The sequence below is a fragment of the Leucobacter sp. NPDC058333 genome (genome assembly GCF_042726155.1).
Lineage (GTDB): Bacteria > Actinomycetota > Actinomycetes > Actinomycetales > Microbacteriaceae > Leucobacter.
This window is the reverse complement of sequence record NZ_JBHXHV010000002.1, coordinates 362,699-386,014: the sequence shown is the minus strand read 5'-3', so window position 1 is coordinate 386,014 and position 23,316 is coordinate 362,699. Positions and strand designations below refer to the sequence as shown.

Here is a 23,316-nt window from a genome sequence, read left to right as displayed (position 1 = left end):
GCGGCAGACGCGCCCGGGGGGTCCATGGGTGTCGAAAGTCACGCCCCCCCCCCACAACTTCGGGCTAGGCCCGTGGCACGGACCCCTGCCCCCCCCCCCCCCACGGCCCTCAGACGTATTGCGGGCGAACTACTTCGCGACGCCGGGGTGCGTCATCGACAGCAGGTCGAGCGCCTGGTCGAGGTCGGCCTCGGAGACCTCGCCGCGCTCCACGTAGCCGAGATCGACGACTGCCTCGCGAACGGTGATGCCCTTCTTGACGGAGTGCTTGGCGATCTTCGCCGCTGCCTCGTAACCGATGAGACGGTTGAGCGGGGTGACGGTCGACGGGCTCATGCCCGCGAGCGCTGCGGCGCGTTCGACGTTCGCTTCGAGGCCGTCGATGACCTTGTCGGCGAGCGCGATCGACGCGTTCGACAGCAGGCGAATCGACTCAAGCAGGGCGGTGCCCATGACGGGAATCTGCACGTTGAGCTCGAAGGAGCCGGAGGCGCCGGCCCACGCGATGGTCGCGTCGTTGCCGATGACCCGGGCGCAGACCATCAGCACGGCCTCGGGAATCACCGGATTGACCTTGCCGGGCATGATCGACGAGCCGGGCTGCAGATCGGGGATGTGCAGTTCGGCGAGACCCGTGTTCGGGCCCGATCCCATCCAACGGATGTCGTTGTTGATCTTCGTGAGCGATACCGCGATGGTGCGCAGCGCGCCCGATGCCTCGACGAGGCCGTCGCGGTTCGCCTGCGCCTCGAAGTGGTTGCGCGCCTCCGTGATGGGCAGGCCGCTCGACTGCGCGATCTCGGCGATGACCTTCTCGGGGAAGCCGAGCGGGGTGTTGATACCGGTGCCAACGGCGGTGCCGCCCTGGGGAACCTCGGCGACGCGGGGGAGGGCGGCGTCGATGCGCTCGATGCCGTAGCGGATCTGTGCGGCGAATCCGCCGAACTCCTGACCGAGCGTCACGGGGGTTGCGTCCATGAGGTGCGTGCGGCCCGACTTGACGGCGGTCTTCCACAGCTCGGCCTTGGCCTCGAACGACTCCGCGAGGTGGGCGAGCGCGGGCTTCAGCTGCTCGATGAGCGCGCCGGTGACGGCGATGTGGACGGAGGTCGGGAAGACGTCGTTCGATGACTGCGACGCATTCACGTGGTCGTTCGGGTGCACGGGTGCACCGAGGTGGCGGGTCGCGAGCGTGGCGAGCACCTCGTTCATGTTCATGTTCGACGACGTGCCAGAGCCGGTCTGGTAAGTGTCGACCGGGAACATGTCGTGGTGGTCGCCCGCGATGATCTCGTCGGCGGCGGCCACTATGGCCTTCGCGATCTGCGCGTCGAGAATGCCGAGGTCGCCGTTGGCGATGGCCGCTGCGCGCTTGATGCGCGCGAGGGCGACGATCTGGGCGGGCTCCAGGCCCTTGCCAGAGATCGGGAAGTTCTGCACTGCGCGCTGCGTCTGGGCGGCGTACAGTGCGTTCTTCGGGACGCGCACCTCACCCATGGTGTCGTGCTCGATGCGGTACTCGGTCTCGGCGCCGGCGGCGCTGCGATCTTCAGTCACAATCATCCTTCGTTTCGTGAATACTGCTCGGGGTCAAAAAGTTGTTAGCGGTGCAGCGGAGGGCCGAAATGGCGCTCAGGCAGCCGCTACTGGCGCCACCGTCGAGATGTCGAGGTGGCCGACGGCGCTGACTGCAACCGCGCGCCCCTCGGACAGGCGGTACTGGCAGCCGACGAGGCCGAGCGTGCCAGCCGCGACTGCGTCGCTGATGATGCGTGAGCTGCGCAGCAGCTGGTTGACGGTTGCGGCGAGGTGCACGCGCCCCACGGCGTCCGCATCGATCGCTGAGGCGTCGACGTACGGCGTGCTGCGGTGCTCGCGAAGCCAGAGCTCCTGGACCGAGGGGAGGATCGGCGCCAGCGTGTTCTTCACGGCCGTCGGCACCTCGTCGGGGTCCTGCTCCATCTGACCGATCGCGGCGGCGACTGCGCCGCAGGAATCGTGCGCGAGCACAACAATTACCGCAACGCCGAGATTTGCAACCGCGTACTCCATCGACGCCGTGATCGACTCGGCGACGACGTGACCCATGTTGCGAGCAATAAACAGATCGCCCAGACCCGCGTCGAAGATGATCTCCGCCGAAAGCCGGGAATCAGAGCAACCGAAGAGCGCCGCGTCAGGGTCTTGCCCCTTCGCGAGTTCGTGTCGGCGCTCAACATCTTGACGCGGGTGCTGAGGGCCGCCAGCAATAAAACGCTGGTTCCCATCGACGAGTGCATCCCATGCTTGCTGAGGCGTGACTCTGGGGCCGGTCATTCTGTTCCCTTCGATGTTGCGAGTGACTTGGCGACGTCGGTCGCGAGGAGGCGGAGCGTGGCTGGTGAATCGGTGCCGTAGACGAGGATCGTGTCGTCGCCCCACGTTGACTGCAGTGCGAACAGTACGTTCGAGTTGTCGGAACTGCGGTCGGTGTGGTCGTAGGTGATCCACTCCATGCCGCCGAGCTTCTCATTGCCCGTTGGTGCCTGCTGCTCGAGCTGTTGCGCGATCCAGAGATCTTCGACCGGCTCGCCGTCTGACGTGAAGGCCTGCGTCACTGCAGCGTAGGCCTCGTGACCGGTGGCGGGGTCTACGGTCGTGTAGTTGATCTGCCAAGAGGTGACCTTGTCGCCACCGCGCAGTTCAGCTTGCTTTGCCTTCCACTCCTGTGGCACTTCGGGCGCGACCAGGTCACGCCCGGCGCTCGGAGACGCCTCTGCGGCGAGCGTCGTGACGTTCACCTCGTGGTCAGCAAAGCCGCCCGTGCCGCGGGGCACCATCAAAAAGATCACGAGCACCAGGCCCAGGCTGACGAGCAGGGAGAAGACGAGGTTGTTGACGGTCTTGCGTTCGCGGTACAGCCGGCTGTCGCGGGCCTTTCGCGTCGCGGTTTCCGCGGGAGTCTCTGGCCTGCCGAGTTCAGCGACGACGACCGGAGCCTTGTGATTTTTCGCCATCGGTTACGCGTCGCCTCCGGCCGGCTCGCCGACGTTCTTGCGTGCGGCTTCGAGGCGCTGACGCGCTCCGAGCAGCCACTCCTCACAGCGGGCTGCAAGTGCCTCGCCGCGCTCCCAGAGCTGCAGCGATTCTTCGAGCGTCGCCCCGCCCTGTTCGAGGCGGTTGACCACCTGAATGAGCTCGTCGCGCGCTTCCTCATACCCGAGGGAGGCCGGGCCAGGAACCACGGTATCTGCCATGCCCTGCAGTCTACCCGCCCTGTGCTGAGCGTGTTTCCGTGGCTAAGATGGCCGCAATGCGCAGACTTGCCTTCTGGATAGCCTCGGGAATTGGGGCCGGGTTTCTGCTCGGCTCGGCCGTGGTCGCTGTCGTGGGGCCGCCGGGCGCTTCGCCCTGGTCATTTCCGGTCGGTCTGGTGCTCGTGTTGGGCGCAGCATCACTGATCTACGGCTCGGGATCGTCGCGCAGACGCTCGACACAAACGTCGCGTCGCGAACGGTCGTTGCCAGCTGGGCTCGTCGTGGCGGCGACGGTGGTGGCCGCGCTCGCCGCCGGAGCGGGCGTTGTCGCGCCCTACGGCGCCGGAGTACGCCAGACTGCGGTCGCGCTGTCGAAGGGGGAGCTGCACGCTGACCTGCGCGATCCCGAACCGCTCGCTGAGGCGATGAGCGCACTCCGGTCCGAGATCGGCCACGACCAGTTGGTTGGCGCTGTGGTCTATCGGGACTACGTCATTGTGGAGGCACCCGTCGCGCCAGGGGAGCAGGCGGCGGATTCTTGGGTGTACCGTCGCGGCACCGTGAAGCACGACGGTGCCGCGACGATTCAACCGAAGTCATCGCGCGAGGCATTCTCGTACGATGATGTCGCGTGGGCTGCGCTGCAGCCCGCGATGAATCGTGCGTCCGAGCAGGCAGGCATCGAAGACGCTGATGAGGTGAGTTTCACCGTGGCGCGAACTAGCGACTCCGATGTCGACAGTGCGTCCTTCGGCGGCGACGTCGGTCCGGTCGGCGTCAGCTTCAGTGTCTCGAATGACTACCAGTCGATCTCATTTCGAATGCGCGCAGACGGCTCCGGGTTCGAGCAGCTCACCGACTGAGCGTGCGGTGACTCAGCCGGCGTTCGGTGGGGCCTCAGCCACCGCCCGTTTGCCGAGTTTCGCCCACGAGGCACGAATCATTCGCTGAATCGAGCTGTCAAGCGCCACGGCAACGATGAGGGTCGCGCCAACCAGGATGGTCTGTAGGAACGGCGACGCCTGCATGAAGACGAGTCCGGCGCGCAGCACTCGGAAGAAGAGCAGGCCGGCGACGACGCCGCTGATGCGGCCGACACCGCCCTCGAACGCGACGCCGCCGAGCAGCACGACGGTGAGCACCTCGAGTTCGAGCCCCGATCCGATATTGGGGTTCGCCGACTGCACCTTCGCCGAGAGAAACAGCCCGGCGAGCGCGGCGAAGGCGCCGGTCGCCACGAAGAGGAGGAAGCGGGAACGCTGCACATTGACGCCCATCAGTCGAGCCGCGCGCTCGTTGCCGCCAATTGCCTTCACCGACTTGCCGAACGTTGTGTGGTTCAGCACGTACCACCCGAGCGCAATCACGGCGACGAGCGCGACGATCTGAATCGGCACGGGGCCGACCTTGAGCGTGCCGATGCTGCGGAACGCCTCGGGCAGCTCAGCCCGAGGCACCGTGCGACCGTCAGACAGCAGCAGCGCCAGCCCGCCCCACACGCTGAGCGCGCCGAGCGTTACGACGAAGGAGTTCAGGCCGAGGTACGAGACGAGAAATCCATTCAGCGCTCCGGCAACGACCCCCGTGCCAATGGCGGCGAGAAACCCGAGCAGCGTCGAGCCCGTCGCGCTCATCGTGAGACCGCCGGTGATGGCCGAGACCGAGGCAACGGAGCCGACCGAGAGGTCGATCGTGCCAGACATGATGAGGAAGGCCGCGGGAATCGCTATCAGTCCGAGCTCCGACGCCTGCAGCAGGATGCTCTGGCCATTGGCGAACGAGAAAAAGTTCGGGCGCAGTATGGAGAAGACGGCGACGAGCACGATGAGTGCGAGGAAGATGCCGTTTTTCGCGGCGAAGATCTTGATGCGTTCTGCGTTCATGAGGGGGTCCGTTCAGGCGCGCGCGGGCTCGGCGATGGCGAGCAGCGAGGTCAGGAGGTCTGCATTGAAGGTGTCGGATCGGGGCACGGCAACGAGTCGGTCGCCGAGCACGGTGTACGCGCGATCGCAGAGGCTCGCGATCTCGTCGGATTCACTTGAGGCGACGATCACGGCGGCTCCCCGTGCTGCCGCGTCGCGCGTGGCCTCGACGATGTCGAGTTTCGCGCCGACGTCAACACCCTGGGTGGGCTGAGCGAGAATCAGCAGTGTGGGCTGGGCAGGATACAACCACCGGGCGAGCAGGTGCTTCTGTCGGTTGCCGCCCGAGAACTGTGACACTTCGGCGTCCGCTGACGGGCCGCGAATATCGAGCGCGGCGCGCGCCTTCGCGTACACGTCGGCACCCGACTTTGCCGAGACCCACCACCCGCGGGCGCCACCGAGCGAAAACCAGGGCAGCATGACGTTGTCGATCGCGGTTTCCGAGGCGATGAGTCCCTCAGTGTCGCGATCGGGCGGCACGAAGAACACGCCTCGTCGAATCGCGTGGCGTGGCGATGCAAACCGCACGGGTTCGCCGTTCAGCTCATACGGCTGGGGTGACGACGCCGCACCCGCGAGCTGCGCGGCAATGTCGAATTGCTCGCCGCCCGCCATGCCAAACAGGCCGACCACTTCGCCCGCACGCGCCCGCACCGTGCCGCCCTCGGTTTCGACGACCGCGACCTCCGCGCCGGGCGCCACGTGGGTGAAGTCGAGCGAGCGCAGATCGGGTACGAGTGCGTCGGCGAGTTTTGCCGGGGTGAAGTCGCTGGCGGGCCCGTCGACGACGAGCCGCCCGCCGCGCAGCACGACAATGCGCGTGCACACCTCCATGATGTCGGGCAGCCGGTGCGACACGTAGACGACCGCCGTGCCGCGATCCGCGAAACTCTGGATCAGCGCGTGCAGGGCGTCGGTCTCGGCACGGCCGAGGGCCGCGGTGGGTTCGTCGAGCAGCAGCACCTTCATTTCGCCGGCGAGCATGCCGCGCGCGATGTCGACGAGCTGTCGTTCGCCGAGTCCCAGCGCCTCGACGGGCATGTCGAGCGGCAGATCGGTGCCGACGGCGGCGAGTGCTTCGCGGGCGAGCACCCGCCGCTCTGCGGCCCTCGGGGCCGGGCGAGCGAGAAACAGATTCTCGAGCACGGTCATGTTCGGTGCGAGGGCGGGTTCTTGGTGGATCACCGTCACGCCGTGCTGGGCCGCCTCGCGCGGGGTGAGCCGCCCGTCAATGCGGGTCCCGCCGATGCTGAACCCACCGCTCGTCGCCCCGATTACGCCAGTCGTGACATTGAAGAGCGTGCTTTTGCCCGCGCCGTTGTGCCCGAGTAAGCCAACGATCTCGCCCGGCGCGACCGCGAATGTGATGTCTTCGAGCGCGCGCGTCGCGCCGAAGTCCACGGTCACGCCGTCGTACGCGAGGCGTTGCTCGGTGGGCGCCATAGTGGGGTCGCTCATCACTGGTTGGCGAGCAGGAAGTCTTCGGCGTTGTCGCTGGTGACCTCGGTGACGGGCACGGTCTGATCCTTCACCGGCTTGCCCTCCGCGGCATCGACGAGCATCTGAGCGTTTGCCTCGGCGAGCTGACGGGCGGGCGCGATGTACGCGTAGCGCCAGAACGAGTCTTTCTGCATGATGACTTCGAGTTCGGCATCGGTGGCATCGAGGTTGAGTAGCAGCATGCTGTCGTCGGTCGGCGACACCCCGGAGTCTGTGAGCGCCTGATACGCGCCGAGAGCCGGGTCGTTCGCGATCGCGAGCCAGACCTTGGTGTCGGGGGCGGCGTTGAGCTGGTTCTGTACGGCGGCGTAGCCGTCGTCGAGGCTCAGCACCTTGTGCTCGGTGATGTTCAGGTTGAGCTTCGCCGCGTCGAGCGCTTCCCGCATGCCCTTGCCCCTGAGTCGCCCAAGGTCGGTGTCGGGGTAGCCGAGGAACGCAACGTCGACCTGCTTGTCGCCGTACTTCTCTGCGATCCACTCGGCGGCCTTCTCGCCGGCCCGCTTGCCGTCTGCCTCGTGATCGAGGGTGACCGCCGCGGTCACGCCGTCCCACGTGCTGCCGTAGCCGAGCACCGGAATGCCCGCGTCGGTCGCCTGCGAGGTGACAGCGACCATTGCGTCTGACTGCACGGGGTAGCCCATGATCGCCTTGATGTCGCCACGTACGAGCCACGACTCCCAGTCTTGGACCTGCGTCTGCGCGTTCCACTTGGGGTCATCGGTGACGAATTCGTAGCCGGCATCGGTCACGATCGTCTCCATGAACGGCAGCATGTCGTTCCAGATCTGAATGTCGAGACCGGCGAAACTCATGGCGACGGCGCCCTTCGACGCGTCACCGCCGTCTGAGGAGCCGGTGCTCTGCGAGCTATCGGAGGTGCAGCCGCTCAGAGCGAGGGCTGCGGCAGCGGCAAGTGCGATGCCGCCGAGAATTCCACGGGTGCGTTTCATCAGTTGACTCCTTCGTCGGGATGCTGGGCCGGCTTCACCGCCGCCCGCGTATCGAGCCAACCCTGGCCCGCAGCGTCACCATAAGACCATGATTTGCTCCATTTAGTCAACAGGATAAATATTTCATTTATGTTTCGACACAATAATGTGACTTTCAATTGTGGATCGTGAAACTCTGGGGTTAGGGTGGTGCGCACCGGGATCGACGGCCACGAGGCACGCCGATCGCCGTGAGTAGGTGGAAGGACACACGCAATGGAGCGCAGAACCGGATACGTCTGGCACGAACGGTATGCCTGGCACGACACCGGCACCCACGCCGGAATCTACCCGTCGGGTGGCTACGTGCAGCCGTACCGCAACTTTGAGAGCCCCGAATCGAAGGCGCGGTTTGCGGGTCTCGTCGAGGTATCGGGGCTGCTCGACAGCCTCGTGCGCATTCCGGCCCGCGAGGTCGAGGCAGACGACCTGCTGCGCGTACACACGCCGGGCCACGTCGATCGCATTCGCGAGCAATCGGAGGCCGCTGGCGGGGACGCCGGTGACGGGTTCTCGCCATTTGGGCGCGGCAGCTACGACCTCGCGCGCCTCGCCGCTGGCGGCACGCTCGCCGCCGCCGAGGCCGTGCTCGATGGTGTGGTCGACAACGCGTACGCGCTTGTGCGACCTCCGGGCCACCACGCCGAGCCGGATCAGGGGCGCGGCTACTGCCTGTTTGCGAACGTTCCCGTCGCCATCGAGGCGCTGCGCGCTGCGGGCCGGGTGAGTCGCGTCGCGATCTTCGACTACGACGTGCACCACGGCAACGGGGCCCAGAAAATCTACTGGGACGACCCGAACGTGCTCACTATTTCGGTGCACCAGGACCGGCTCTTTCCGGTCGACAGCGGGCTCGTCGAAGAGCAGGGCGGCGGGGCGGGAGCTGGCACGAACATCAACGTTCCGCTCCCCGCTGGCTCGGGCGATGGGGCGTACTGGTCGGTCGTTGACGAGGTGGCAGGCCCGGCAATCCGGGCATTCGCGCCCGATCTGATCCTGGTGTCGAGTGGGTTCGATCCCTCAGCGCTCGATCCGCTCGGCCGCATGAGCGTCACCTCCGAGGGGTTTCGCGGCATGGCCGAGCGCCTCCTCGCGATCGCCGACGAGGCGTGCGGGGGCAAGATTGTGTTCTCGCACGAGGGCGGCTACTCAGCGGTACACGTGCCGTTCTGCGGCGTCGCGGTGCTCGAGGTACTAACGGGCCGCCGCACCGGTGTGGAGGATCCCTTCGCGATGTCTGTCGGTAACTCGCCGACCCGCACGCTCACCAGCTGGCAGACGGACGTCATCGACCAGTCGGCGGCGCTCGCCCGCGCGCTGGGCCTCATTGTCGGCGGTCCCTCCGACTGACGCCGCCGCACCTACCGCCCGGTCAGCAGCGGGAAAACCGGGCGGTGCGTGTGCACCGAGTCGTACAGAAAGGTCTCGATGTGGGTGACGCCCCTGATCTCCCTGATTTGACGGTTGATGAGCGTGAACAGCTCACTGGGGGTCGTCGCGTATACCTCGACCAGGATGCTGAAGCGGCCCGAGCCGAGCACCACGTAACGTACGCCCTCGAATGCCGCGATGCGATCGGCGACCGCGTCGATGTCGCCCGAGACCTCGATTTGCAGACTCGCGATGCTTGTGAGTCCGACAGCGTTTGGGCTGGTCACGCCGATGACCCGCACCACGCCGCGCTCTTGCAACCGCTTCACGCGGGCGCGAGCGCCGCCCGGGGTGAGCCCGACCTCGCTGCCAAGGTCTGCGTAGCTCATGCGGCCGTCGCGCTCCAACAGCAGGATGAGCTGTTCGTCGAGTTCGTCGAGCACACCAAACGGCTCAGAGTGTTCGGTCGTCTGCGACCCGTCTTCAGCGCCGGGCTTACGTGCTTTCGCCATGTGTGCAGTATGCCACGCACCGGTAGCCGATGCGATCAGCTGTCGCACTCAGTTGGGGGCATCAGTCGGGATCGTCAGTTCGCGCTGTCCGTCGGCTGTGGCTCCGTGGCTTCCGCACCCAGAACGCCTCCTGCGAGGGAGAGCCGGATCGCGGTGCCTGCTGGGGCGTCAGCGGGGTCTCGCAGCACAGCGCCGGGCGTGCCTGCACCCGCAGCATCGCCGTCCACGAGCTGCGCGATCGCGTATCCGCGCTCCAGCGTTGCTCTCGGGGAGAGGGCCGTGAGGCGTCCGCGGGCCTCGGCAACTGAACGCGCACGATCTTCAATGGCGCGGTCCGCGAGTTCAGTGCCCCGGGCGATCCACCGCACAAGCTCTTCGGCACGCTCGTCGATGAGGCGATCCGGCGCCGCGAGCACCGGGCGCCCGCGCAACTGAGCGATGCGATCGGTCTCGTGGGCGAGCAGCTGACCGAGCCGGGTCGTGAGCCGCGCGCGGGCCTGGTCGAGGCCGGCGAGCTCCTCACCTACGTCGGGTACGACCCGCTTTGCGGCATCCGTCGGAGTCGAGGCCCGCAGATCGGCGACCTCATCGAGCAGCGGCCGGTCGGCCTCGTGCCCGATCGCGCTCACGATGGGGGTCGTCGCCGCGCTCGCCGCGCGCACAACGCGCTCGTCGCTGAACGGCAGCAGATTCTGAAAGTCGCCGCCACCGCGCGCAATGACGATCACGTCGACCTCTGGGTCGCGATCCAGGGCTTCAATACCTGCCGTGACCTCGCTCGCCGCGCGGTCACCCTGCACCGCCGCGTAGTGCACCCTGAACTGCACTCCGGGCCACCGCAGCGTCGCATTGCGAATGACATCTTTCTCAGCGTCGGAGTCTCGCCCAGTGATCAGTCCGATGAGGCCAGGCAAAAACGGGAGCCGACGCTTGCGGTCGAGTTCGAACAGCCCCTCCGACTGCAGCTGCCGGCGCAGCCGCTCGAGCCGCTCAAGCAATTCGCCGATGCCAACGTGCGACAGATCAAAGACCTGCACGGTGAGTGAGCCGCCCTTCACCCAGAAGTTCGGCTTGACGAGGGCGACGACGCGGTCGCCCTGCGAGAAGTCGCTGGTGAGGCGTTGTGCCACGGAACGCCACACGGTAAAACTGATCGTGGCGTCTTGGTTGAGATCGCGCAGTTTGCCGTAAACGTGCCCGCCGCGCAGCTGCCACTGCGTAATCTCGCCCTCGATCCAGACCTGCCCGAGTCGGTCGATCCAGGCCGCGATCTTCTCGCTCATCTGAGCGACGGGCCACGGCGCGTCACGTGTTGCCGGAGCGGTCGCTGCTGCCTCTGCCATGCGTCCAGACTAGTTGGGATGGCTACTGGCGCCGGTCGCAGCAGCGGCCGCAGTGCCGGTCTTCGCGCAGGATCGAGCGGTAGAATCGGCCGCATGAGTGATACGGGGCTTCGGGATCAGCGCACCATTGGCGCCCCCGTCGTGACCCTGGCGATGCCCCGGTTGCGCCGCCAGGTCGGGCGACTGCGTGACTTGCCCGTGACGGGTGAGAAGAAGGTCATTCTTGCCGCCCCGCGCGGGTACTGCGCGGGCGTCGACCGCGCCGTTGTCGCGGTCGAAAAGGCCCTCGTGCGCTACGGCGCCCCGGTCTATGTGCGCAAGCAGATCGTGCACAACGTGCACGTGGTGAGCACCCTCGAAAAGATGGGCGCGATCTTCGTTGACGAGGTCGACGAGGTGCCTGAGGGGGCGCACGTCGTCTTCTCGGCGCACGGGGTGTCTCCCGCCGTTGTAGATGCCGCGGCCGACCGTGGCCTGCACGCGATCGACGCCACCTGTCCGCTCGTCACGAAGGTGCATCGCGAGGCTGTTCGATTCGCGAAGCAGGATCTCGAAATTCTGCTCATTGGGCACACCGGCCATGAGGAGGTCGAGGGCACGGCGGGGGAGGCCCCCGATCACATCACGATCGTGAATTCGCCCGACGACGTCGCTGGGCTGGTAGTGAACGACCCCGACCGGCTCGTGTGGCTGTCGCAGACTACGCTTTCCGTCGACGAGACGATGGAGACCGTGCGCCGTCTGCGCGAGCGGTTCCCTAATCTGCAGGATCCGCCGAGCGACGACATTTGCTACGCGACTCAGAATCGGCAGGTCGCCATCAAGCAGATCGCGCCGCGGGCTGATCTCGTGATTGTGGTCGGCTCGGCCAACTCGTCGAACTCAGTGCGGTTGAAAGAGGTAGCCCTCGAGTATGGCGCGCGCGCAGCGTACCGCGTCGATTTCGCAAGCGAGGTGCGGCAGGAGTGGCTTGACGGCGTGCGCACTGTCGGTGTGACGAGTGGTGCATCGGTGCCCGAGGTGCTCGTGCAGGAATTGCTCGACGATCTCGCAGACGCCGGGTACGGAGACGTCGAGGCCGCGGTGACTGCGGAGGAAGACCTGGTGTTCTCGCTGCCGAAGGAGTTGCGCCAAGACGCCGAGGGCAACCGAGATGCCCGCGCCCTCGGCGGTCGCGTGCGCTGAGGTTTACGGCTGCGACATGTCCGCGAGTGAATCCCAGAGCTTCTCGGTTGCGCCGGGATCGGCCGCAGCATTCATGAGCTCAGGAATGTTCATGAGGATCGCGATTGACACGATAATGGTGCCGATTACGACGATGACTCCTGCCGTGAGGGGCACCCAGAACGCGAGCTTGCCAGCGCGCATCCGCTGAATCGAGAAGATCAGGCTCACCGCGAAAATCGCGAAGATCGCGATCGCCGAAACAGTGCCGACGGTGGCGACCCACGCGGGGACTGAGAAGTCCTTGAGGTCAAGTGCGCTGGCCACCTGCGAGAGGCTGCCCGGCATGCTCATCATGGATCCCGCGAAGTTCAACGAGCCGAACACGCCCATGACGAGCAGGATGATCGTGATGACGCGATCCGCCATGCGAGGTTTCCGCGCTGCGGGGGCCGTCGGCTGCTGCGCAGCGAGCGGGGCCTGCTGACCGGACTGCGGCGCCGGCGCACGATAGGGCTCTGGATCGCGCGTCGGCGTGGTCGACCGTGCCGGTGCCTGCGCGGTCGCCGAAGCGGCTGCCTCGTCCGTGCCGCGGGCGCCGAGGTTGTGCGGCACTCCGGTCACGGGCGATGCGCCCGCTGAACGGGCGGCCTCAGCGCCGTCGCTCGTTTCTGGCTTCCACTCCCAGCCCTCGGGAGCGAGTTCACCGTAGGCGGGCTGCGGGCGATCGCTCGGGCGCTGCGGCTGCGCGTTCGGCGTGGATTCGTCGTGCGGGTGCGTCACTACGCGCTCACCGACTTACCGGCGGAGCCGAGCTGTTCGGCCGCGAGGGCGACACGCGCTGCCATCGAGGTCTCGGTGACCTTGCCCCAGGCGCGCGGGTCGTAGACCTTCTTGTTGCCGACTTCACCATCGATCTTGAGCACGCCGTCGTAGTTCTTCAGGATGTAATCGGCGAGCGAGCGGGTAAACGCATACTGCGTGTCGGTGTCGATGTTCATCTTGATGACGCCGTTGCGCACAGCCTCGGCGATCTCGTCAGCGGACGAGCCCGATCCGCCATGGAAGACGAGGTCGAGCGGCTTCGCGCCGACGCCGTACTTCGACTGCAGGCCCTGCTGAATCTCAGCGAGCAGCTCGGGGCGAAGGGAGACGCCGCCCGGCTTGTAGACGCCGTGCACGTTACCGAAGGTGAGTGCGGTGAGGTACCGGCCCTGTTCGCCGAGTCCGAGTGCCTCGACGGTGGCGACCGCGTCATCGAGCGTTGTGTACAGCTGGTCGTTGATCTCGTGGCTGACACCGTCTTCTTCGCCACCGACGACACCGATCTCGACCTCGAGAATGACGTTCATTGCGGCGAGACGGGGCAGCAGTTGCTGTGCGATCTTCAGGTTTTCGGCCAGCGGCACGGCCGAGCCGTCCCACATGTGCGACTGGAAGTAGGGGAGACCGCCCTCAGCGACCCGCGCCTCGCTCGCGGCGACGAGCGGCAGCAGAAAGTCGTCAAGCGCGTTCTTCGGGCAGTGGTCGGTGTGCAGCGCGACTGTCACGTCATACGCCTTCGCGACCTCTTCAGCGTACTTCGCGAACGCGATCGCGCCGCCCGCACGATTCTTGACGGTGTGCCCAGCCAGGTAGTCGGAACCGCCCGTTGTCACCTGAATGATGCCGTCGGAGCCCGCTTCTGCGTAGCCCTGCAGGGCAGCGTTCAACGTTTGCGAGCTCGACACGTTGACCGCGGGGAACGCGAACGCTCCGGTCTTCGCTGCGTCGAGCATGGCTGCGTACTGTTCCGGGGTTGCTACGGGCATGTGCGCTCCTTGACTTCGTGGTCGCTGTGCGGTGGTCTGTCGCCGTGGTCCGCTTCGTCGCTCCAGTCTACGGGGTAGGGTTAGGGCCATGACTGAACCTGTTTCGCTGGGCGAATGGCAGCCCGATCGCAACCTCGCAATGGAGCTCGTGCGCGCAACGGAGGCGGCCGCAATGCGCTCGACACCGTGGATCGGACGCGGCGACAAAAATGCCGCTGATGGTGCAGCGGTCGACGCGATGCGTCGCTTCCTCTCGACCGTGAACATGCGCGGCACAGTGGTGATCGGCGAGGGCGAGAAGGACGACGCCCCGTGGCTTTACAACGGCGAGGTTGTCGGTAATGGCGAGGGCGCCGAGTGCGACGTCGCTGTCGACCCGATCGACGGTACGCGCCTCACCGCCGAGGGACGCCCCGGCGCGCTCTCGGTGATCGCGGTCGCCGATCGCGGCAGCATGTATGACCCGTCGGCAGTGTTCTATATGGACAAGCTGGTGTGCGGCCCCGCAGGCGTCGGCGTCGTCGACATCAACCGCCCCATCGGGGAGAACATTCGTGCGCTCGCTCGTGCAAAGCAGGTAGACGTCTCCGATCTGCGCGTCGCTGTGCTCGATCGCCCGCGTCACGAGCAGCTCATCGCTGACATCCGCGCGGCCGGTGCCGGAACACGCTTGCTCATGGACGGCGATGTTGCCGGCGGCGTGAACGCGGCTCGCTGGGATTCGAACATCGACATGTGCGTCGGCGTCGGCGGAACCCCCGAGGGCATCATCACGGCCTGTGCCGTGAAAGCAATGGGCGGTGTCATCCAGGGTCGCCTGTGGCCGAAGGACGACGAGGAGCGCCAGCGCGCCATCGACGCGGGCCACGACCTCGACCGCGTGCTCGAGGCCAACGACCTCGTCGCGAGCGATAACTGCTACTTCGTCGCGACCGGCATCACATCGGCCGACTTCGTTGACGGTGTGAAGCGCAACGGCCCGTTCGTGCGCGCCGAGAGCATCGTGATGCGCGCCCACTCGGGCACCATCCGCCACGTCATCAGCGACATGGACCCGAACCGCTGGTTCTAGCGCGCTGCGCTGCGCTGCCGCGCTGCGCTCTAACCCGCTGAGCACGAGGGTTTCCGCTGAGCACGAGGGATAATTCGCCAAGTTTTCCCTCGTGTTCAGCGCGAACCGTCGTGCTCAGCGGAGTATGAACGCAGCCCAGCTCGACCCCACCCCGAGCCGAGCTAGATCTCGAATGCTCCGGTGGTCGGGAAGTGTTTGCGCAGGCTCAGGCCGACGCCGTCTTCGTCGTTGGTGAGCGTGCGTTCGACGTGGCCAGCGACGGTGAGCGCCGGGTCGGCGTTGCCCATCAGCACGCCGACGCCGGCGGCCTCGAGCATAGGGATGTCTGCGGCGGTGTCGCCGAACGCGATGAACTGCTGCAGCGGGATGTCGAGGTGGGCGCTGAGTCGCGCAAGCGCGACGTGTTTGCGCGCTGTCGTGATTTCGAGCACGTGATCGGTGAGATGCGCAAAGATATCGGGGAGCTCACGGTCGATGGTGAATTTGATGCCTGCGAGTGCGTCGTGGTCACCGCGAAACATCACCTTGAAGACCGGGTCGTCAGGCAGGCGAGTGATCGCACCGGCACCTATCGTGGTCGGCCAGATTGAGGTATTGCGCGCCTCGCGCAGCCCCCAGACACCCATGTCGCTGACGTGCCACTCGGCTGCGGTATACAGGCCGGTGTGCACATCGAACCCTGACGCCGCGGCGAGCATGGTGTCAACGTCGTCGCGACTGAATGGCTGCTCGTGCAGGAGTTCGAGTGTGTCGCCGTGCCGCACGTGGATCGTCGCACCGCCGAACGCGATGTGCGAAGCAGGAATGCCGAGTTTGCGCTCAATAATGAGGGAGGCTTCGATTGCGCGGGCGGTCACGATAACGAGCTGCGCGCCGGAATCAACAACGCGCGCGATCTCGTCGCGGGTGAACGGCAGGATGTGCTTCTTGCTGTCGGTCAGGGTGCCGTCAATGTCCACTGCGACGATGCGCTGAGTTGAGGCCGTGGTTGCGGGGGAGTCAGTCATCGGGACGCGAGCACCTCGATGATGAGCGCGTGGTCGTCTTGTTGCGGCAGCCCGCTCACGGTCACGGAGCCTACGAGGCGGCCGTCGATGAGGATCGGCACCGACCCGCCGTGCGTCGCGAAGTCTGCTTCGGGAAACTCGTCGGGATTGGCACCGCGCCCCGCAGCCGCGAGCCGCTGACCAACGAAAAAGCTCGGCAGCTGCGTCGACTCGGCGACGTTTCGCTTACGACGGATCCACTCGTCATTGACCGTGCTCGTGCCGGGCAGCGCCAGACGGAAGACCTCGTGGTCACCCAGCTTCACGGAGACCGCGAACGACAACGAGCGTTCACGTCCGAGCCGAACGATCTCCTCACCAATCGCGACCGCCTCTGCGTGGTCGAAGCTGCGCAGCGCGGCGGCCTCGAACTCGGCGGCAATTAACTCGGGGTCCGCCAGGCGCGGAATCGCATCAGAGGCCATGCTCATACGCTAGCGCAGGGCGTCGCCGCCATCAGTCGTCCCACAGGCTCGCCGTTGCGGGCGCGGTCGGGTCGCTTGATTCGGTCACCTCCGCAGAATCGGCGAGCTCTGACGCCCCGGCGAGCGCCGACGCCCCGGCGAGCTCTGACGCCTCTGCGAAGGCACCCTCAATTTCTTCAGCCGCCGCCCCCACCGGTTCGAGGGTTTCGACCGCACGCAGCCGCTTTTCGACCGCGCGCGTGCGGCGCCCGGCCTCACTTACCGTGTTCTGTGCCGTGGCGAGCTGTTTGCCGAGTTTTTCCCAGACCTGGCCGTACTTCTGAAACTCGACCTTCGCGGCGCTCAGCACCTGCCACACCTCGGAGCTGCGGCGCTCGATCGCGAGCGTGCGGAAGCCGAGTTGCAGGCTGTTCAGCAGTGACATCAGCACGGTCGGGCCGGCAACGGTGATGTGGAACTCAGACTGCAGCTTGCTGGTGAGCCCTGGCCTGCGGATCACCTCGGCGAACAGCCCCTCGGTGGGCAGATACATGATGGCGAAGTCAGTGGTGTGCGGCGGCTCAAGGTACTTGTCGCGAATCAGTTTCGCCTGCGTAATGATCACGCGCTCGACGACCTTGCTCGCAGCCTCCACCTCGGCGCGGTCGCCGCGCTCTTGCGCTTCAAGGAGTCGTTCGTAGTCTTCCTGCGGAAACTTCGAGTCGATCGGCAACCAGACCGTCTCGTGGTCGTCACTGCGGCCGGGCAGCTTGACCGCGAACTCGACGCGATCGGCCGAGCCAGGGCGCACCGCCACGTTTTCGGCGTACTGCTCGGGGGTGAGCATGTCTTCGAGCTGGCGCGCCAGCTGCACTTCGCCCCAGCTGCCGCGGTTCTTTACGTTGGTGAGCACCCGCTTCAGCCCGCCGACATCAGACGCGAGCGTCTGCATCTCGCCGAGGCCCTTCTGTACCTGTTCGAGCCTGTCGCTCACGAGTTTGAAAGACTCGCCGAGTCGCCTCTCGAGTGTGCCCTGCAACTTCTCGTCGACCGTCTCGCGCATCTTTTCGAGCTTGGCTTCGTTGCCCTGACGCAGCTTCTCGAGCTCTTCACGCAGAACCTGCTGCAACTCTGCCTGCTTCGCAACGTGAACCTCGCCAAGCGCCTGCACGCGCTGCGCGTTTTCGTCGAGCGACATCTTCAGCGATTGCTGTAGCTTCTCGCCGACCGTGACGCGCACCTGCTCAAGTTTCGCGTCGTTCGCTTGGCGCAACTCGTCGAACCGCGCCTCGACCGTCTCGCGAAGTTCGCTCTGCGAGCGCAGTGTCGCCTGAGCGCCAGCGTGCACGCGGTCGCCAATACCGGCGAGTGAGGTGCCGATCTCGCTGCGCTGAGCCGAGAGGTCTTGGCGGATCTCACTCGAAACGCCGCGCGCGTCGATGGGGGAGCCGCCAGCGTCACCATGGCGTGCGGTGCGCAGCAGCACGATAACGAGCACCGCGATGAGCAGCGCGAGATTTGCGCCGAGCAGTGTGACGACGAGTGCGTTCATGAGTGACCGGAGCTTTCGAGGTTTGGGCCCGTTGAGAGCGATGGACGATGTGGCTCCACAGTCTCACGAGGCTCCGACATTCATGCCGAGCGTCGCCGCCCGGCGTGAATCACAGCTTGAGTGGAATGGCTTTCAACTGTTGAATGCGCAGCCCGGTTTTCTTTGCGAGCGCTGCAACCGAGTCGACCTCGTGGCGCTGCGCCGCATCAGAGATGATCGCCGCGCACGCTTCGGCATCGGCCAGAGCATTGTGGTGCGCGAATTCGCCATACCCCGCAGCCGCGGCCGCAAGCGGGAGCCGGTGAGAGGCAAGCTCGTAGGTCTTGCGCGACACCTGCACGCTGCACAGGTATTTCAGGCGGGGAGTAGGCGTGACGGTTTCAGCGCAGGCCGCGCGAATAACGCCCATGTCGAAGCTCGCGTTGTGCGCAATCGTCACGTCGTCGCCGATGAAGTCGCGCAGCTGGCTCAATTGCCCCGCCCAGTCGCTCGCGTCAGCGACCATCGCGGCAGTAATGCCGTGGATGCGAATGTTGAAGGGGAGAAACGCTGCGTGCGTAGAAGGTGGACGAATAAGCCAGTGCACGCGATCCACCACCGCTCCAGCGCGCACGCGCACCAGGCCGACGGAACACGCTGACGAGGGGTGGCTGTTCGCGGTTTCGAAATCGATCGCGGTGAAGTCGACGGGCACGCATCCACTGTGACACACACCCCTGACAGTGTTGGTCGTTCGGCCTCCCGGGGGTGTTGAGTGGGTGCGAGAATGGGAATTCGGACGCGCCCGGAAGAGCCGACGAAATGGAGCCCCGCATGGCTGAACACCGCATTTACGCAATGAGCTTTGCGAGCATCTACCCGCTCTACCTGGCAAAGGTCGAGCGAAAGGGGCACACGAAGGCGGAGCTCGACCGGGTAATCATGTGGCTCACGGGATACGACGAAGCGCAACTCGAACAGGCGATCGCAGACGAACGAGATCTGCGTGCGTTCTTCGCGCAGGCGCCGCAGATGCACCCGAATGCCTCTCAGATCACCGGTCGCATCTGCGGCATCCGCGTGGAAGAAATTGACGATCCACTGATGCAGCAGATCAGATACATGGACCTTCTCGTTGATGAGGTGGGACGAGGTAAGAAGATGACATCGATCCTGCGCGGCACCGTCGTCGCATAAACGTTGTCATGATTGGGGTGCCGCCCACAGGCGACGCCTCACCCCGGGCCGAAGGAGCTCCGCATGATCCCCGAAATTAACTACTGGGCCGTCGTCGTCGCGACGCTGTCGACAATGGTCGTCGGGTCTGTTTGGTACACGCCGAAGGTGTTTGGCAAGTTGTGGATGCGCCTCGCAAAGGTGACGCCAGGGGGAGACAGCAAGTCGGCGGTGGGTCCGATCCTCGTCACGCTCGTCGTGAGTTTCATATCTGCTTGGGTGTTTGCGGGCGCGAGCTGGATCGCCTTCGAGTTCTACGGCGGATCGTTCTTGGCAGCGACCCTCGTGACCGGTCTACTGCTCTGGGCAGGGTTCACTGCCGCCCGCTTTATCACTCACGACGCATTCGAGGGCCGGCCCGCGTCGCTCACGGTGTTGAACATCGCGCACGAGCTGGTCACTGTCATCGTGATGGCCGTGATCATCGGCGTGTGGCCGCCAGCCGTAGCCTAAGACTGTCGGTAGTCGAGCGCGGCCCGGTCGATGAGCTCGAGCGGGCCGCGTAGACTGGTGCCTCGTGGCTCTAACTATCGGCATCGTAGGTCTCCCCAACGTCGGCAAGTCGACGCTGTTCAACGCACTCACACAGAATGACGCGCTCGCGGCGAACTATCCGTTCGCAACGATCGAGCCGAACATCGGTGTCGTGAACCTGCCAGATCGGCGTCTTGACGCGCTCGCCGAAATCTTCGGCTCGGAGCGCATCCTGCCGGCCCCCGTCAGCTTTGTTGACATCGCGGGCATCGTGCGCGGTGCGAGCGAGGGCGAGGGGCTCGGCAACCAGTTCCTCGCGAATATCCGCGAGGCTGACGCGATCGCACAGGTCGTGCGCGGATTCTCTGACCCCGACGTGATTCACGTCGATGGCGCCGTGAACCCCGCGAGCGACATGGAGACGATCAACACCGAGCTGATCATCGCTGACATGCAGACCCTCGAAAAGGCGCTTGTGCGATTCGAGAAGGAACTGAAGAACCGCAAGATTGACGCTTCGGTCGTCGACACCGCGAAGGCCGCTCAGGCCGCGCTGAACGACGGTATCGTGCTCTCCCAGGCGGGCATCGACCTCGAGCCGATCAAGGAACTAGGCCTGCTCACCGCGAAGCCGTTCCTCTACGTCTTCAACGTTGATGAGGCTGTGCTGCAGGATCAGGCGAAGCTTGATGAGCTGTCAGCGCTCGTCGCCCCCGCGAAGGCGATCTTCTTGGACGCAAAGATCGAGAGCGAGCTCATCGAGCTGGACGCCGAAGACGCCGCCGAACTGCTCGCATCCATCGGTCAGGAGGAGAGCGGACTCGATCAGCTCGCCCGCATCGGCTTCGACACACTCGGTCTGCAGACCTACCTGACCGCAGGCCCCAAGGAAGCGCGCGCGTGGACCATCAAGCAGGGCGCCACGGCGCCGCAGGCGGCTGGCGCGATCCACACCGACTTCGAAAAGGGCTTCATCAAGGGCGAGATCATCTCGTTCGATGATCTCGTCGCTGCCGGATCGGTCGCAGAGGCCCGCGCCAAGGGCAAAGCTCGCATGGAGGGCAAGGAATACATCATGCAAGACGGCGACGTCTGCGAGTGGCGCTTCAACGTGTAGTTTGCCGCATGGCGAAGAGCGCGGCTGAGCGTGCTTGGCTCGACGGGTTTCGTGACGGCGTTTGGCGTCGCAAGTCCTAGCCGGTCAACGACCCGCCCGCGGTCGCGCCCGCCTGCGCCAGGAATGTCGGAGCCCACGAGTACGCTGGCGGCATGGATCACGAAGATGAGATCGACCTGTTGCTCACGTACCTGCAGGAGTCGCGCGACGCGCTGCTCTGGAAGCTCGACGGGCTCAGCGAGTACGACGCGCGGCGGCCGCTCACGCCGACCGGCACGAACCTGCTCGGCATCATCAAGCACGTCGCGAGCGTCGAGTACGGCTACCTCACCGAGTGCTTCGGGCGCGACGGCGGCATCGCGACGCCGTGGATGGCTGAGGAAGCTCCCGACAACGCCGATATGTGGGCGACCGCGGCGGAGTCGCGCGACGATATCGTCGGGTTGTATCGGCGCGCGTGGGCGAGCGATGACGCGACCGTGCGTGAACTCGGTGCCGATGCGGAGGGCACCGTGCCCTGGTGGGGCGAGAAGCGGGTCACCGTACGACGGTTGCTCGTACACATGATCGCCGAGACGCACCGCCACGCGGGTCAGGCAGACATTCTGCGGGAGCAACTCGACGGCGCGACGGGGCTGCGCGCCCGCGTGAGTAATCTTCCCGACCACGACGCGCAGTGGTGGGAGGCCTACGTCGGCGAGGTCGAAGCGGCTGCGCGCGGAGCATCGACCGCGAACGCCAGGTGAGGCATGTCGACACCCCGGTACCGGGTAATGAACCTCGTGCGCACCGTCATTCCGAGCCGGATCGCCACATTCATTGACGCGATATTCGTGTCCCGCACTTTCGCGTATACCTGGTCGACATGGAGCCGCGAAAACGCGTAGTCGCGGCAACCGCGTGCGGCCTCGGTCGCGTACCCACGGTGCCAATGCGCGCGCTCGAACAGGTAGCCGACCTCGATCACGCGCTCGTCACCAATGGTCTGCCAGGTGAGCCCGCACTGCCCGATCATGTCGCCCGTCTCGCGCAGTTCGACCGCCCACAGCGCGAATCCGTCGGAGTGGTAACGCTCAAGCATGCGTTCGAGCCACGCGTCCACCTCGGTGTCGCTGAACGGCCCCTCGTAGGCGACCATCGTTTCGGCGTCCTGCAAGATTCGCTTCAGCGCAGGCAAGTCGTCAACGCTCATCTCTCGCAGAGCCAGCCGTTCGGTCTCAAGAATCATCGGCTCACTCTGTGGGGTGTACGCTTGCGCAGTCAATTCCGTGTCTCGCCAGCCGCCCGGCAAAGCGCGTCGGCGTCCGGGCGGGCGACACACACCCGCGCGCCCTCGTTGATCCACTGCAGCACCGCGTCGGCGAACTTTGCCGCGTCGGCGTCGGGAACGTCCTCGATGAGCTGGAGGTCGGCGCTGCGGGGGCTGCTGCGCAGGCTGACGACGCGGGGATCTGCGGCGAGTTCGCCCGCCCGGTCCGCCTGATCCGCCAACTGCGCGGGCGAAGCCTGGACGCTGAAATCCGGGGCACCCGGATCGCCGGAGGTCACGGTGAACGTCTCGAACTGGGCGGCGGCTGGCTGTCCAGCTATCTCGTTGGCCAAGGCCACAGCATGTGCCGGAGTGGCGACGGTCCACCGCGATTCGTGATCGTTTGTCCAGACTTGCAAGATGGTGGCCGCGACACTTGGCGACAGATCGGCGAGTACCGCACGTGCCGTCTCACCTGTGGCGTCGGAGCCCAAGGACACGAGCTGACTCGCGAATGCGACGCTCGTGCCCGCCGCTGACTGTGACGTCGGCAGTACTGCCTCGGCCGCTGCGAGGTCTTTCTCGTGTGCGAGGGTGAAGGTGGTGCGCTCGGGTTCAGCCTGCACCCCGGTGATAGGCACGCTGGCAGCAACCGTCGTCCAGAGGCGCTCGGCCTCACCGATCCAGGGGCCCGCATCGCCCTTCACCCGTGACCTGTCTTGCTTGCTCGCGACGTGCACGAACAGCTGCGTGCCGCTGGTCACCGCGCGGAGCTGATCCGGTGCCGCCATCGCGAGTGCGAACGTGTCGGGCGCGGTGGCGACCTGCATGGAGACACTGCTAACGCCGGTTTCACCGTCCGCCGCCACGAGGGATACGGCTTCGACTCGGGGATCGTCTAGGAGCGTGAGCGCCCGGTCAAGCGCGTCGGTCGTGAGCCGTTCGACGGCGAAGATCGGCACTTCGAGGGCTCCGCCCTCTGCATCGAGCACGATCGACACTTCGCCGTCCGGGCGATCGGCCGCGAAGGCGCTCATGCGGGTCGCGAGATCGTGCAGCGCTTCGTCTGAGACGCCATCCGCAATGGTCACGGTGCCGCCGACCCCGCCAGTGAAGGGCATGTTGTCCGCGGTACTGAGATCGAGGTGAGCGACAGCTGGATCACTCCCGAACGCGCGCGCAAAGTCCCCGCGCACGCTGTCGCCCGAACAGGCAGTGAACGCGATCGTGATGAACAGCGCGCAGACCACCACGCCGCCGACATTGCCGACGCGCGACTTTGCGCGCCCCGAAACGGACCGACGCGACGGGATCGACATACGCCAAGCGTACCGAG

General features: G+C 65.8%; 25 protein-coding genes. 8 read left to right on the top strand and 17 right to left on the bottom strand.

The window, feature by feature from the left end; all coding sequences use genetic code 11:
• Positions 1-129: 129 nt before the first annotated feature.
• The 4 genes from ACFWHR_RS09600 to ACFWHR_RS09585 form a co-directional block, all read right to left on the bottom strand.
• The gene (locus tag ACFWHR_RS09600; protein WP_382448079.1) at positions 130-1,563 is read right to left on the bottom strand and encodes a class II fumarate hydratase; all 1,434 of its coding nucleotides are present in this window, start codon (positions 1,561-1,563) and stop codon (positions 130-132) included.
• Between the two features lie 69 nt (positions 1,564-1,632).
• Positions 1,633-2,316, bottom strand: a complete 684-nt coding sequence (locus ACFWHR_RS09595; RefSeq protein ID WP_382448078.1) for a carbonic anhydrase — start codon at positions 2,314-2,316, stop codon at positions 1,633-1,635.
• A complete protein-coding gene (locus ACFWHR_RS09590; RefSeq protein WP_382448077.1) occupies positions 2,313-2,996 on the bottom strand; it encodes a DUF4245 family protein in 684 nt (227 codons plus the stop codon). Before ACFWHR_RS09590 ends, ACFWHR_RS09595 begins: the two co-directional genes overlap by 4 nt.
• A gap of 3 nt (positions 2,997-2,999) precedes the next feature.
• Entirely contained in the window at positions 3,000-3,236 is a 237-nt protein-coding gene (locus ACFWHR_RS09585) for an exodeoxyribonuclease VII small subunit (RefSeq protein WP_382448076.1), read from the bottom strand.
• Positions 3,237-3,292: 56 nt separating this feature from the next.
• Here ACFWHR_RS09585 and ACFWHR_RS09580 point away from each other — a divergent pair, with 56 nt between their 5' ends.
• Positions 3,293-4,099 (top strand): hypothetical protein, encoded by an 807-nt coding sequence (locus ACFWHR_RS09580; protein WP_382448075.1) that lies wholly within the window; start codon positions 3,293-3,295, stop codon positions 4,097-4,099.
• A gap of 12 nt (positions 4,100-4,111) precedes the next feature.
• Here the strand turns inward: ACFWHR_RS09580 and ACFWHR_RS09575 are convergent, their stop codons facing one another.
• Genes ACFWHR_RS09575 through ACFWHR_RS09565 form a run of 3 tightly spaced genes read right to left on the bottom strand, consistent with a single transcriptional unit; the run spans position 4,112 to position 7,611 of the window.
• A complete protein-coding gene (locus ACFWHR_RS09575; protein ID WP_382448074.1) occupies positions 4,112-5,119 on the bottom strand; it encodes an ABC transporter permease in 1,008 nt (335 codons plus the stop codon).
• Positions 5,120-5,131: 12 nt separating this feature from the next.
• Positions 5,132-6,619 carry a sugar ABC transporter ATP-binding protein gene (locus tag ACFWHR_RS09570; protein ID WP_382448073.1) on the bottom strand — a complete coding sequence of 496 codons (1,488 nt, stop codon included), beginning with the start codon at positions 6,617-6,619 and terminating at the stop codon, positions 5,132-5,134.
• Positions 6,619-7,611: a sugar ABC transporter substrate-binding protein gene (locus ACFWHR_RS09565; protein ID WP_382448072.1), complete on the bottom strand. Its 993-nt coding sequence runs from the start codon at positions 7,609-7,611 to the stop codon at positions 6,619-6,621. Before ACFWHR_RS09565 ends, ACFWHR_RS09570 begins: the two co-directional genes overlap by 1 nt.
• 255 nt (positions 7,612-7,866) lie before the next feature.
• Here ACFWHR_RS09565 and ACFWHR_RS09560 point away from each other — a divergent pair, with 255 nt between their 5' ends.
• Positions 7,867-9,000: a class II histone deacetylase gene (locus ACFWHR_RS09560; RefSeq protein WP_382448071.1), complete on the top strand. Its 1,134-nt coding sequence runs from the start codon at positions 7,867-7,869 to the stop codon at positions 8,998-9,000.
• Between the two features lie 11 nt (positions 9,001-9,011).
• Here the strand turns inward: ACFWHR_RS09560 and ACFWHR_RS09555 are convergent, their stop codons facing one another.
• Positions 9,012-9,533, bottom strand: a complete 522-nt coding sequence (locus ACFWHR_RS09555; protein ID WP_382448070.1) for an Lrp/AsnC family transcriptional regulator — start codon at positions 9,531-9,533, stop codon at positions 9,012-9,014.
• A gap of 74 nt (positions 9,534-9,607) precedes the next feature.
• Positions 9,608-10,876 carry an exodeoxyribonuclease VII large subunit gene (gene xseA / locus ACFWHR_RS09550; protein WP_382448069.1) on the bottom strand — a complete coding sequence of 423 codons (1,269 nt, stop codon included), beginning with the start codon at positions 10,874-10,876 and terminating at the stop codon, positions 9,608-9,610.
• 153 nt (positions 10,877-11,029) lie between these two features.
• On the opposite strand from xseA, the gene ACFWHR_RS09545 reads away from it, so the two are divergent.
• Complete coding sequence (locus ACFWHR_RS09545; protein WP_382448251.1) at positions 11,030-12,061, top strand: 4-hydroxy-3-methylbut-2-enyl diphosphate reductase; 1,032 nt, start codon at positions 11,030-11,032, stop codon at positions 12,059-12,061.
• Positions 12,062-12,064: 3 nt separating this feature from the next.
• On the opposite strand, the gene ACFWHR_RS09540 is transcribed toward ACFWHR_RS09545, so the two are convergent.
• Together ACFWHR_RS09540 and fbaA are read right to left on the bottom strand one after the other, a co-directional pair.
• The gene (locus ACFWHR_RS09540; protein WP_382448068.1) at positions 12,065-12,823 is read right to left on the bottom strand and encodes a DUF6264 family protein; all 759 of its coding nucleotides are present in this window, start codon (positions 12,821-12,823) and stop codon (positions 12,065-12,067) included.
• On the bottom strand, positions 12,823-13,851 hold the full coding sequence (fbaA, locus tag ACFWHR_RS09535) for a class II fructose-bisphosphate aldolase (protein ID WP_382448067.1): 1,029 nt from the start codon (positions 13,849-13,851) through the stop codon (positions 12,823-12,825). Before fbaA ends, ACFWHR_RS09540 begins: the two co-directional genes overlap by 1 nt.
• A gap of 88 nt (positions 13,852-13,939) precedes the next feature.
• Between fbaA and glpX the strand changes: the two genes are divergently transcribed.
• A complete protein-coding gene (gene glpX, locus ACFWHR_RS09530; RefSeq protein WP_382448066.1) occupies positions 13,940-14,923 on the top strand; it encodes a class II fructose-bisphosphatase in 984 nt (327 codons plus the stop codon).
• A gap of 161 nt (positions 14,924-15,084) precedes the next feature.
• Here glpX and ACFWHR_RS09525 read toward each other — a convergent pair whose 3' ends face one another.
• The 4 genes from ACFWHR_RS09525 to ACFWHR_RS09510 all read right to left on the bottom strand — a co-directional run bounded on the left by ACFWHR_RS09525 (position 15,085) and on the right by ACFWHR_RS09510 (position 18,619).
• The gene (locus tag ACFWHR_RS09525; protein ID WP_382448065.1) at positions 15,085-15,930 is read right to left on the bottom strand and encodes an HAD hydrolase family protein; all 846 of its coding nucleotides are present in this window, start codon (positions 15,928-15,930) and stop codon (positions 15,085-15,087) included.
• Positions 15,927-16,394 (bottom strand): heme-degrading domain-containing protein, encoded by a 468-nt coding sequence (locus ACFWHR_RS09520; protein WP_382448064.1) that lies wholly within the window; start codon positions 16,392-16,394, stop codon positions 15,927-15,929. Before ACFWHR_RS09520 ends, ACFWHR_RS09525 begins: the two co-directional genes overlap by 4 nt.
• A gap of 31 nt (positions 16,395-16,425) precedes the next feature.
• Positions 16,426-17,925 (bottom strand): DNA recombination protein RmuC, encoded by a 1,500-nt coding sequence (gene rmuC / locus ACFWHR_RS09515; RefSeq protein WP_382448063.1) that lies wholly within the window; start codon positions 17,923-17,925, stop codon positions 16,426-16,428.
• A gap of 109 nt (positions 17,926-18,034) precedes the next feature.
• A complete protein-coding gene (locus ACFWHR_RS09510; RefSeq protein WP_382448062.1) occupies positions 18,035-18,619 on the bottom strand; it encodes a 3'-5' exonuclease in 585 nt (194 codons plus the stop codon).
• A gap of 119 nt (positions 18,620-18,738) precedes the next feature.
• Here ACFWHR_RS09510 and ACFWHR_RS09505 point away from each other — a divergent pair, with 119 nt between their 5' ends.
• From ACFWHR_RS09505 to ACFWHR_RS09490, 4 genes are all read left to right on the top strand, one after another.
• A complete protein-coding gene (locus tag ACFWHR_RS09505) occupies positions 18,739-19,101 on the top strand; it encodes a DUF2200 domain-containing protein (protein WP_382448061.1) in 363 nt (120 codons plus the stop codon).
• Positions 19,102-19,164: 63 nt separating this feature from the next.
• A complete protein-coding gene (locus ACFWHR_RS09500) occupies positions 19,165-19,593 on the top strand; it encodes a DUF1761 domain-containing protein (RefSeq protein ID WP_382448060.1) in 429 nt (142 codons plus the stop codon).
• Positions 19,594-19,657: 64 nt separating this feature from the next.
• Positions 19,658-20,731 carry a redox-regulated ATPase YchF gene (ychF, locus tag ACFWHR_RS09495; protein ID WP_382448059.1) on the top strand — a complete coding sequence of 358 codons (1,074 nt, stop codon included), beginning with the start codon at positions 19,658-19,660 and terminating at the stop codon, positions 20,729-20,731.
• A 152-nt stretch (positions 20,732-20,883) separates the two neighbouring features.
• Positions 20,884-21,477, top strand: coding sequence for a DinB family protein (locus ACFWHR_RS09490; protein WP_382448058.1), 594 nt, complete (start codon positions 20,884-20,886; stop codon positions 21,475-21,477).
• Here ACFWHR_RS09490 and ACFWHR_RS09485 read toward each other — a convergent pair.
• Together ACFWHR_RS09485 and ACFWHR_RS09480 are read right to left on the bottom strand one after the other, a co-directional pair.
• Positions 21,420-21,959 (bottom strand): GNAT family N-acetyltransferase, encoded by a 540-nt coding sequence (locus tag ACFWHR_RS09485; RefSeq protein ID WP_382448057.1) that lies wholly within the window; start codon positions 21,957-21,959, stop codon positions 21,420-21,422. The two genes, ACFWHR_RS09490 and ACFWHR_RS09485, sit on opposite strands and share 58 nt — an antisense overlap.
• Before the next feature lie 32 nt (positions 21,960-21,991).
• A complete protein-coding gene (locus ACFWHR_RS09480; RefSeq protein ID WP_382448056.1) occupies positions 21,992-23,299 on the bottom strand; it encodes a hypothetical protein in 1,308 nt (435 codons plus the stop codon).
• Positions 23,300-23,316: the final 17 nt, after the last annotated feature.

Bases quoted from the DNA above. Each gene is read 5' to 3' on its own strand.
- ACFWHR_RS09600 (WP_382448079.1), bottom strand. From the start codon at position 1,563: ATGATTGTGACTGAAGATCGCAGCGCCGCCGGCGCCGAGACCGAGTAC.
- ACFWHR_RS09595 (WP_382448078.1), bottom strand. From the start codon at position 2,316: ATGACCGGCCCCAGAGTCACGCCTCAGCAAGCATGGGATGCACTCGTC.
- ACFWHR_RS09590 (WP_382448077.1), bottom strand. From the start codon at position 2,996: ATGGCGAAAAATCACAAGGCTCCGGTCGTCGTCGCTGAACTCGGCAGG.
- ACFWHR_RS09585 (WP_382448076.1), bottom strand. From the start codon at position 3,236: ATGGCAGATACCGTGGTTCCTGGCCCGGCCTCCCTCGGGTATGAGGAA.
- ACFWHR_RS09580 (WP_382448075.1), top strand. From the start codon at position 3,293: ATGCGCAGACTTGCCTTCTGGATAGCCTCGGGAATTGGGGCCGGGTTT.
- ACFWHR_RS09575 (WP_382448074.1), bottom strand. From the start codon at position 5,119: ATGAACGCAGAACGCATCAAGATCTTCGCCGCGAAAAACGGCATCTTC.
- ACFWHR_RS09570 (WP_382448073.1), bottom strand. From the start codon at position 6,619: ATGAGCGACCCCACTATGGCGCCCACCGAGCAACGCCTCGCGTACGAC.
- ACFWHR_RS09565 (WP_382448072.1), bottom strand. From the start codon at position 7,611: ATGAAACGCACCCGTGGAATTCTCGGCGGCATCGCACTTGCCGCTGCC.
- ACFWHR_RS09560 (WP_382448071.1), top strand. From the start codon at position 7,867: ATGGAGCGCAGAACCGGATACGTCTGGCACGAACGGTATGCCTGGCAC.
- ACFWHR_RS09555 (WP_382448070.1), bottom strand. From the start codon at position 9,533: ATGGCGAAAGCACGTAAGCCCGGCGCTGAAGACGGGTCGCAGACGACC.
- xseA (WP_382448069.1), bottom strand. From the start codon at position 10,876: ATGGCAGAGGCAGCAGCGACCGCTCCGGCAACACGTGACGCGCCGTGG.
- ACFWHR_RS09545 (WP_382448251.1), top strand. From the start codon at position 11,030: ATGCCCCGGTTGCGCCGCCAGGTCGGGCGACTGCGTGACTTGCCCGTG.
- fbaA (WP_382448067.1), bottom strand. From the start codon at position 13,851: ATGCCCGTAGCAACCCCGGAACAGTACGCAGCCATGCTCGACGCAGCG.
- glpX (WP_382448066.1), top strand. From the start codon at position 13,940: ATGACTGAACCTGTTTCGCTGGGCGAATGGCAGCCCGATCGCAACCTC.
- ACFWHR_RS09525 (WP_382448065.1), bottom strand. From the start codon at position 15,930: ATGACTGACTCCCCCGCAACCACGGCCTCAACTCAGCGCATCGTCGCA.
- ACFWHR_RS09520 (WP_382448064.1), bottom strand. From the start codon at position 16,394: ATGGCCTCTGATGCGATTCCGCGCCTGGCGGACCCCGAGTTAATTGCC.
- rmuC (WP_382448063.1), bottom strand. From the start codon at position 17,925: ATGAACGCACTCGTCGTCACACTGCTCGGCGCAAATCTCGCGCTGCTC.
- ACFWHR_RS09505 (WP_382448061.1), top strand. From the start codon at position 18,739: ATGGCTGAACACCGCATTTACGCAATGAGCTTTGCGAGCATCTACCCG.
- ACFWHR_RS09500 (WP_382448060.1), top strand. From the start codon at position 19,165: ATGATCCCCGAAATTAACTACTGGGCCGTCGTCGTCGCGACGCTGTCG.
- ACFWHR_RS09490 (WP_382448058.1), top strand. From the start codon at position 20,884: ATGGATCACGAAGATGAGATCGACCTGTTGCTCACGTACCTGCAGGAG.
- ACFWHR_RS09485 (WP_382448057.1), bottom strand. From the start codon at position 21,959: ATGATTCTTGAGACCGAACGGCTGGCTCTGCGAGAGATGAGCGTTGAC.
- ACFWHR_RS09480 (WP_382448056.1), bottom strand. From the start codon at position 23,299: ATGTCGATCCCGTCGCGTCGGTCCGTTTCGGGGCGCGCAAAGTCGCGC.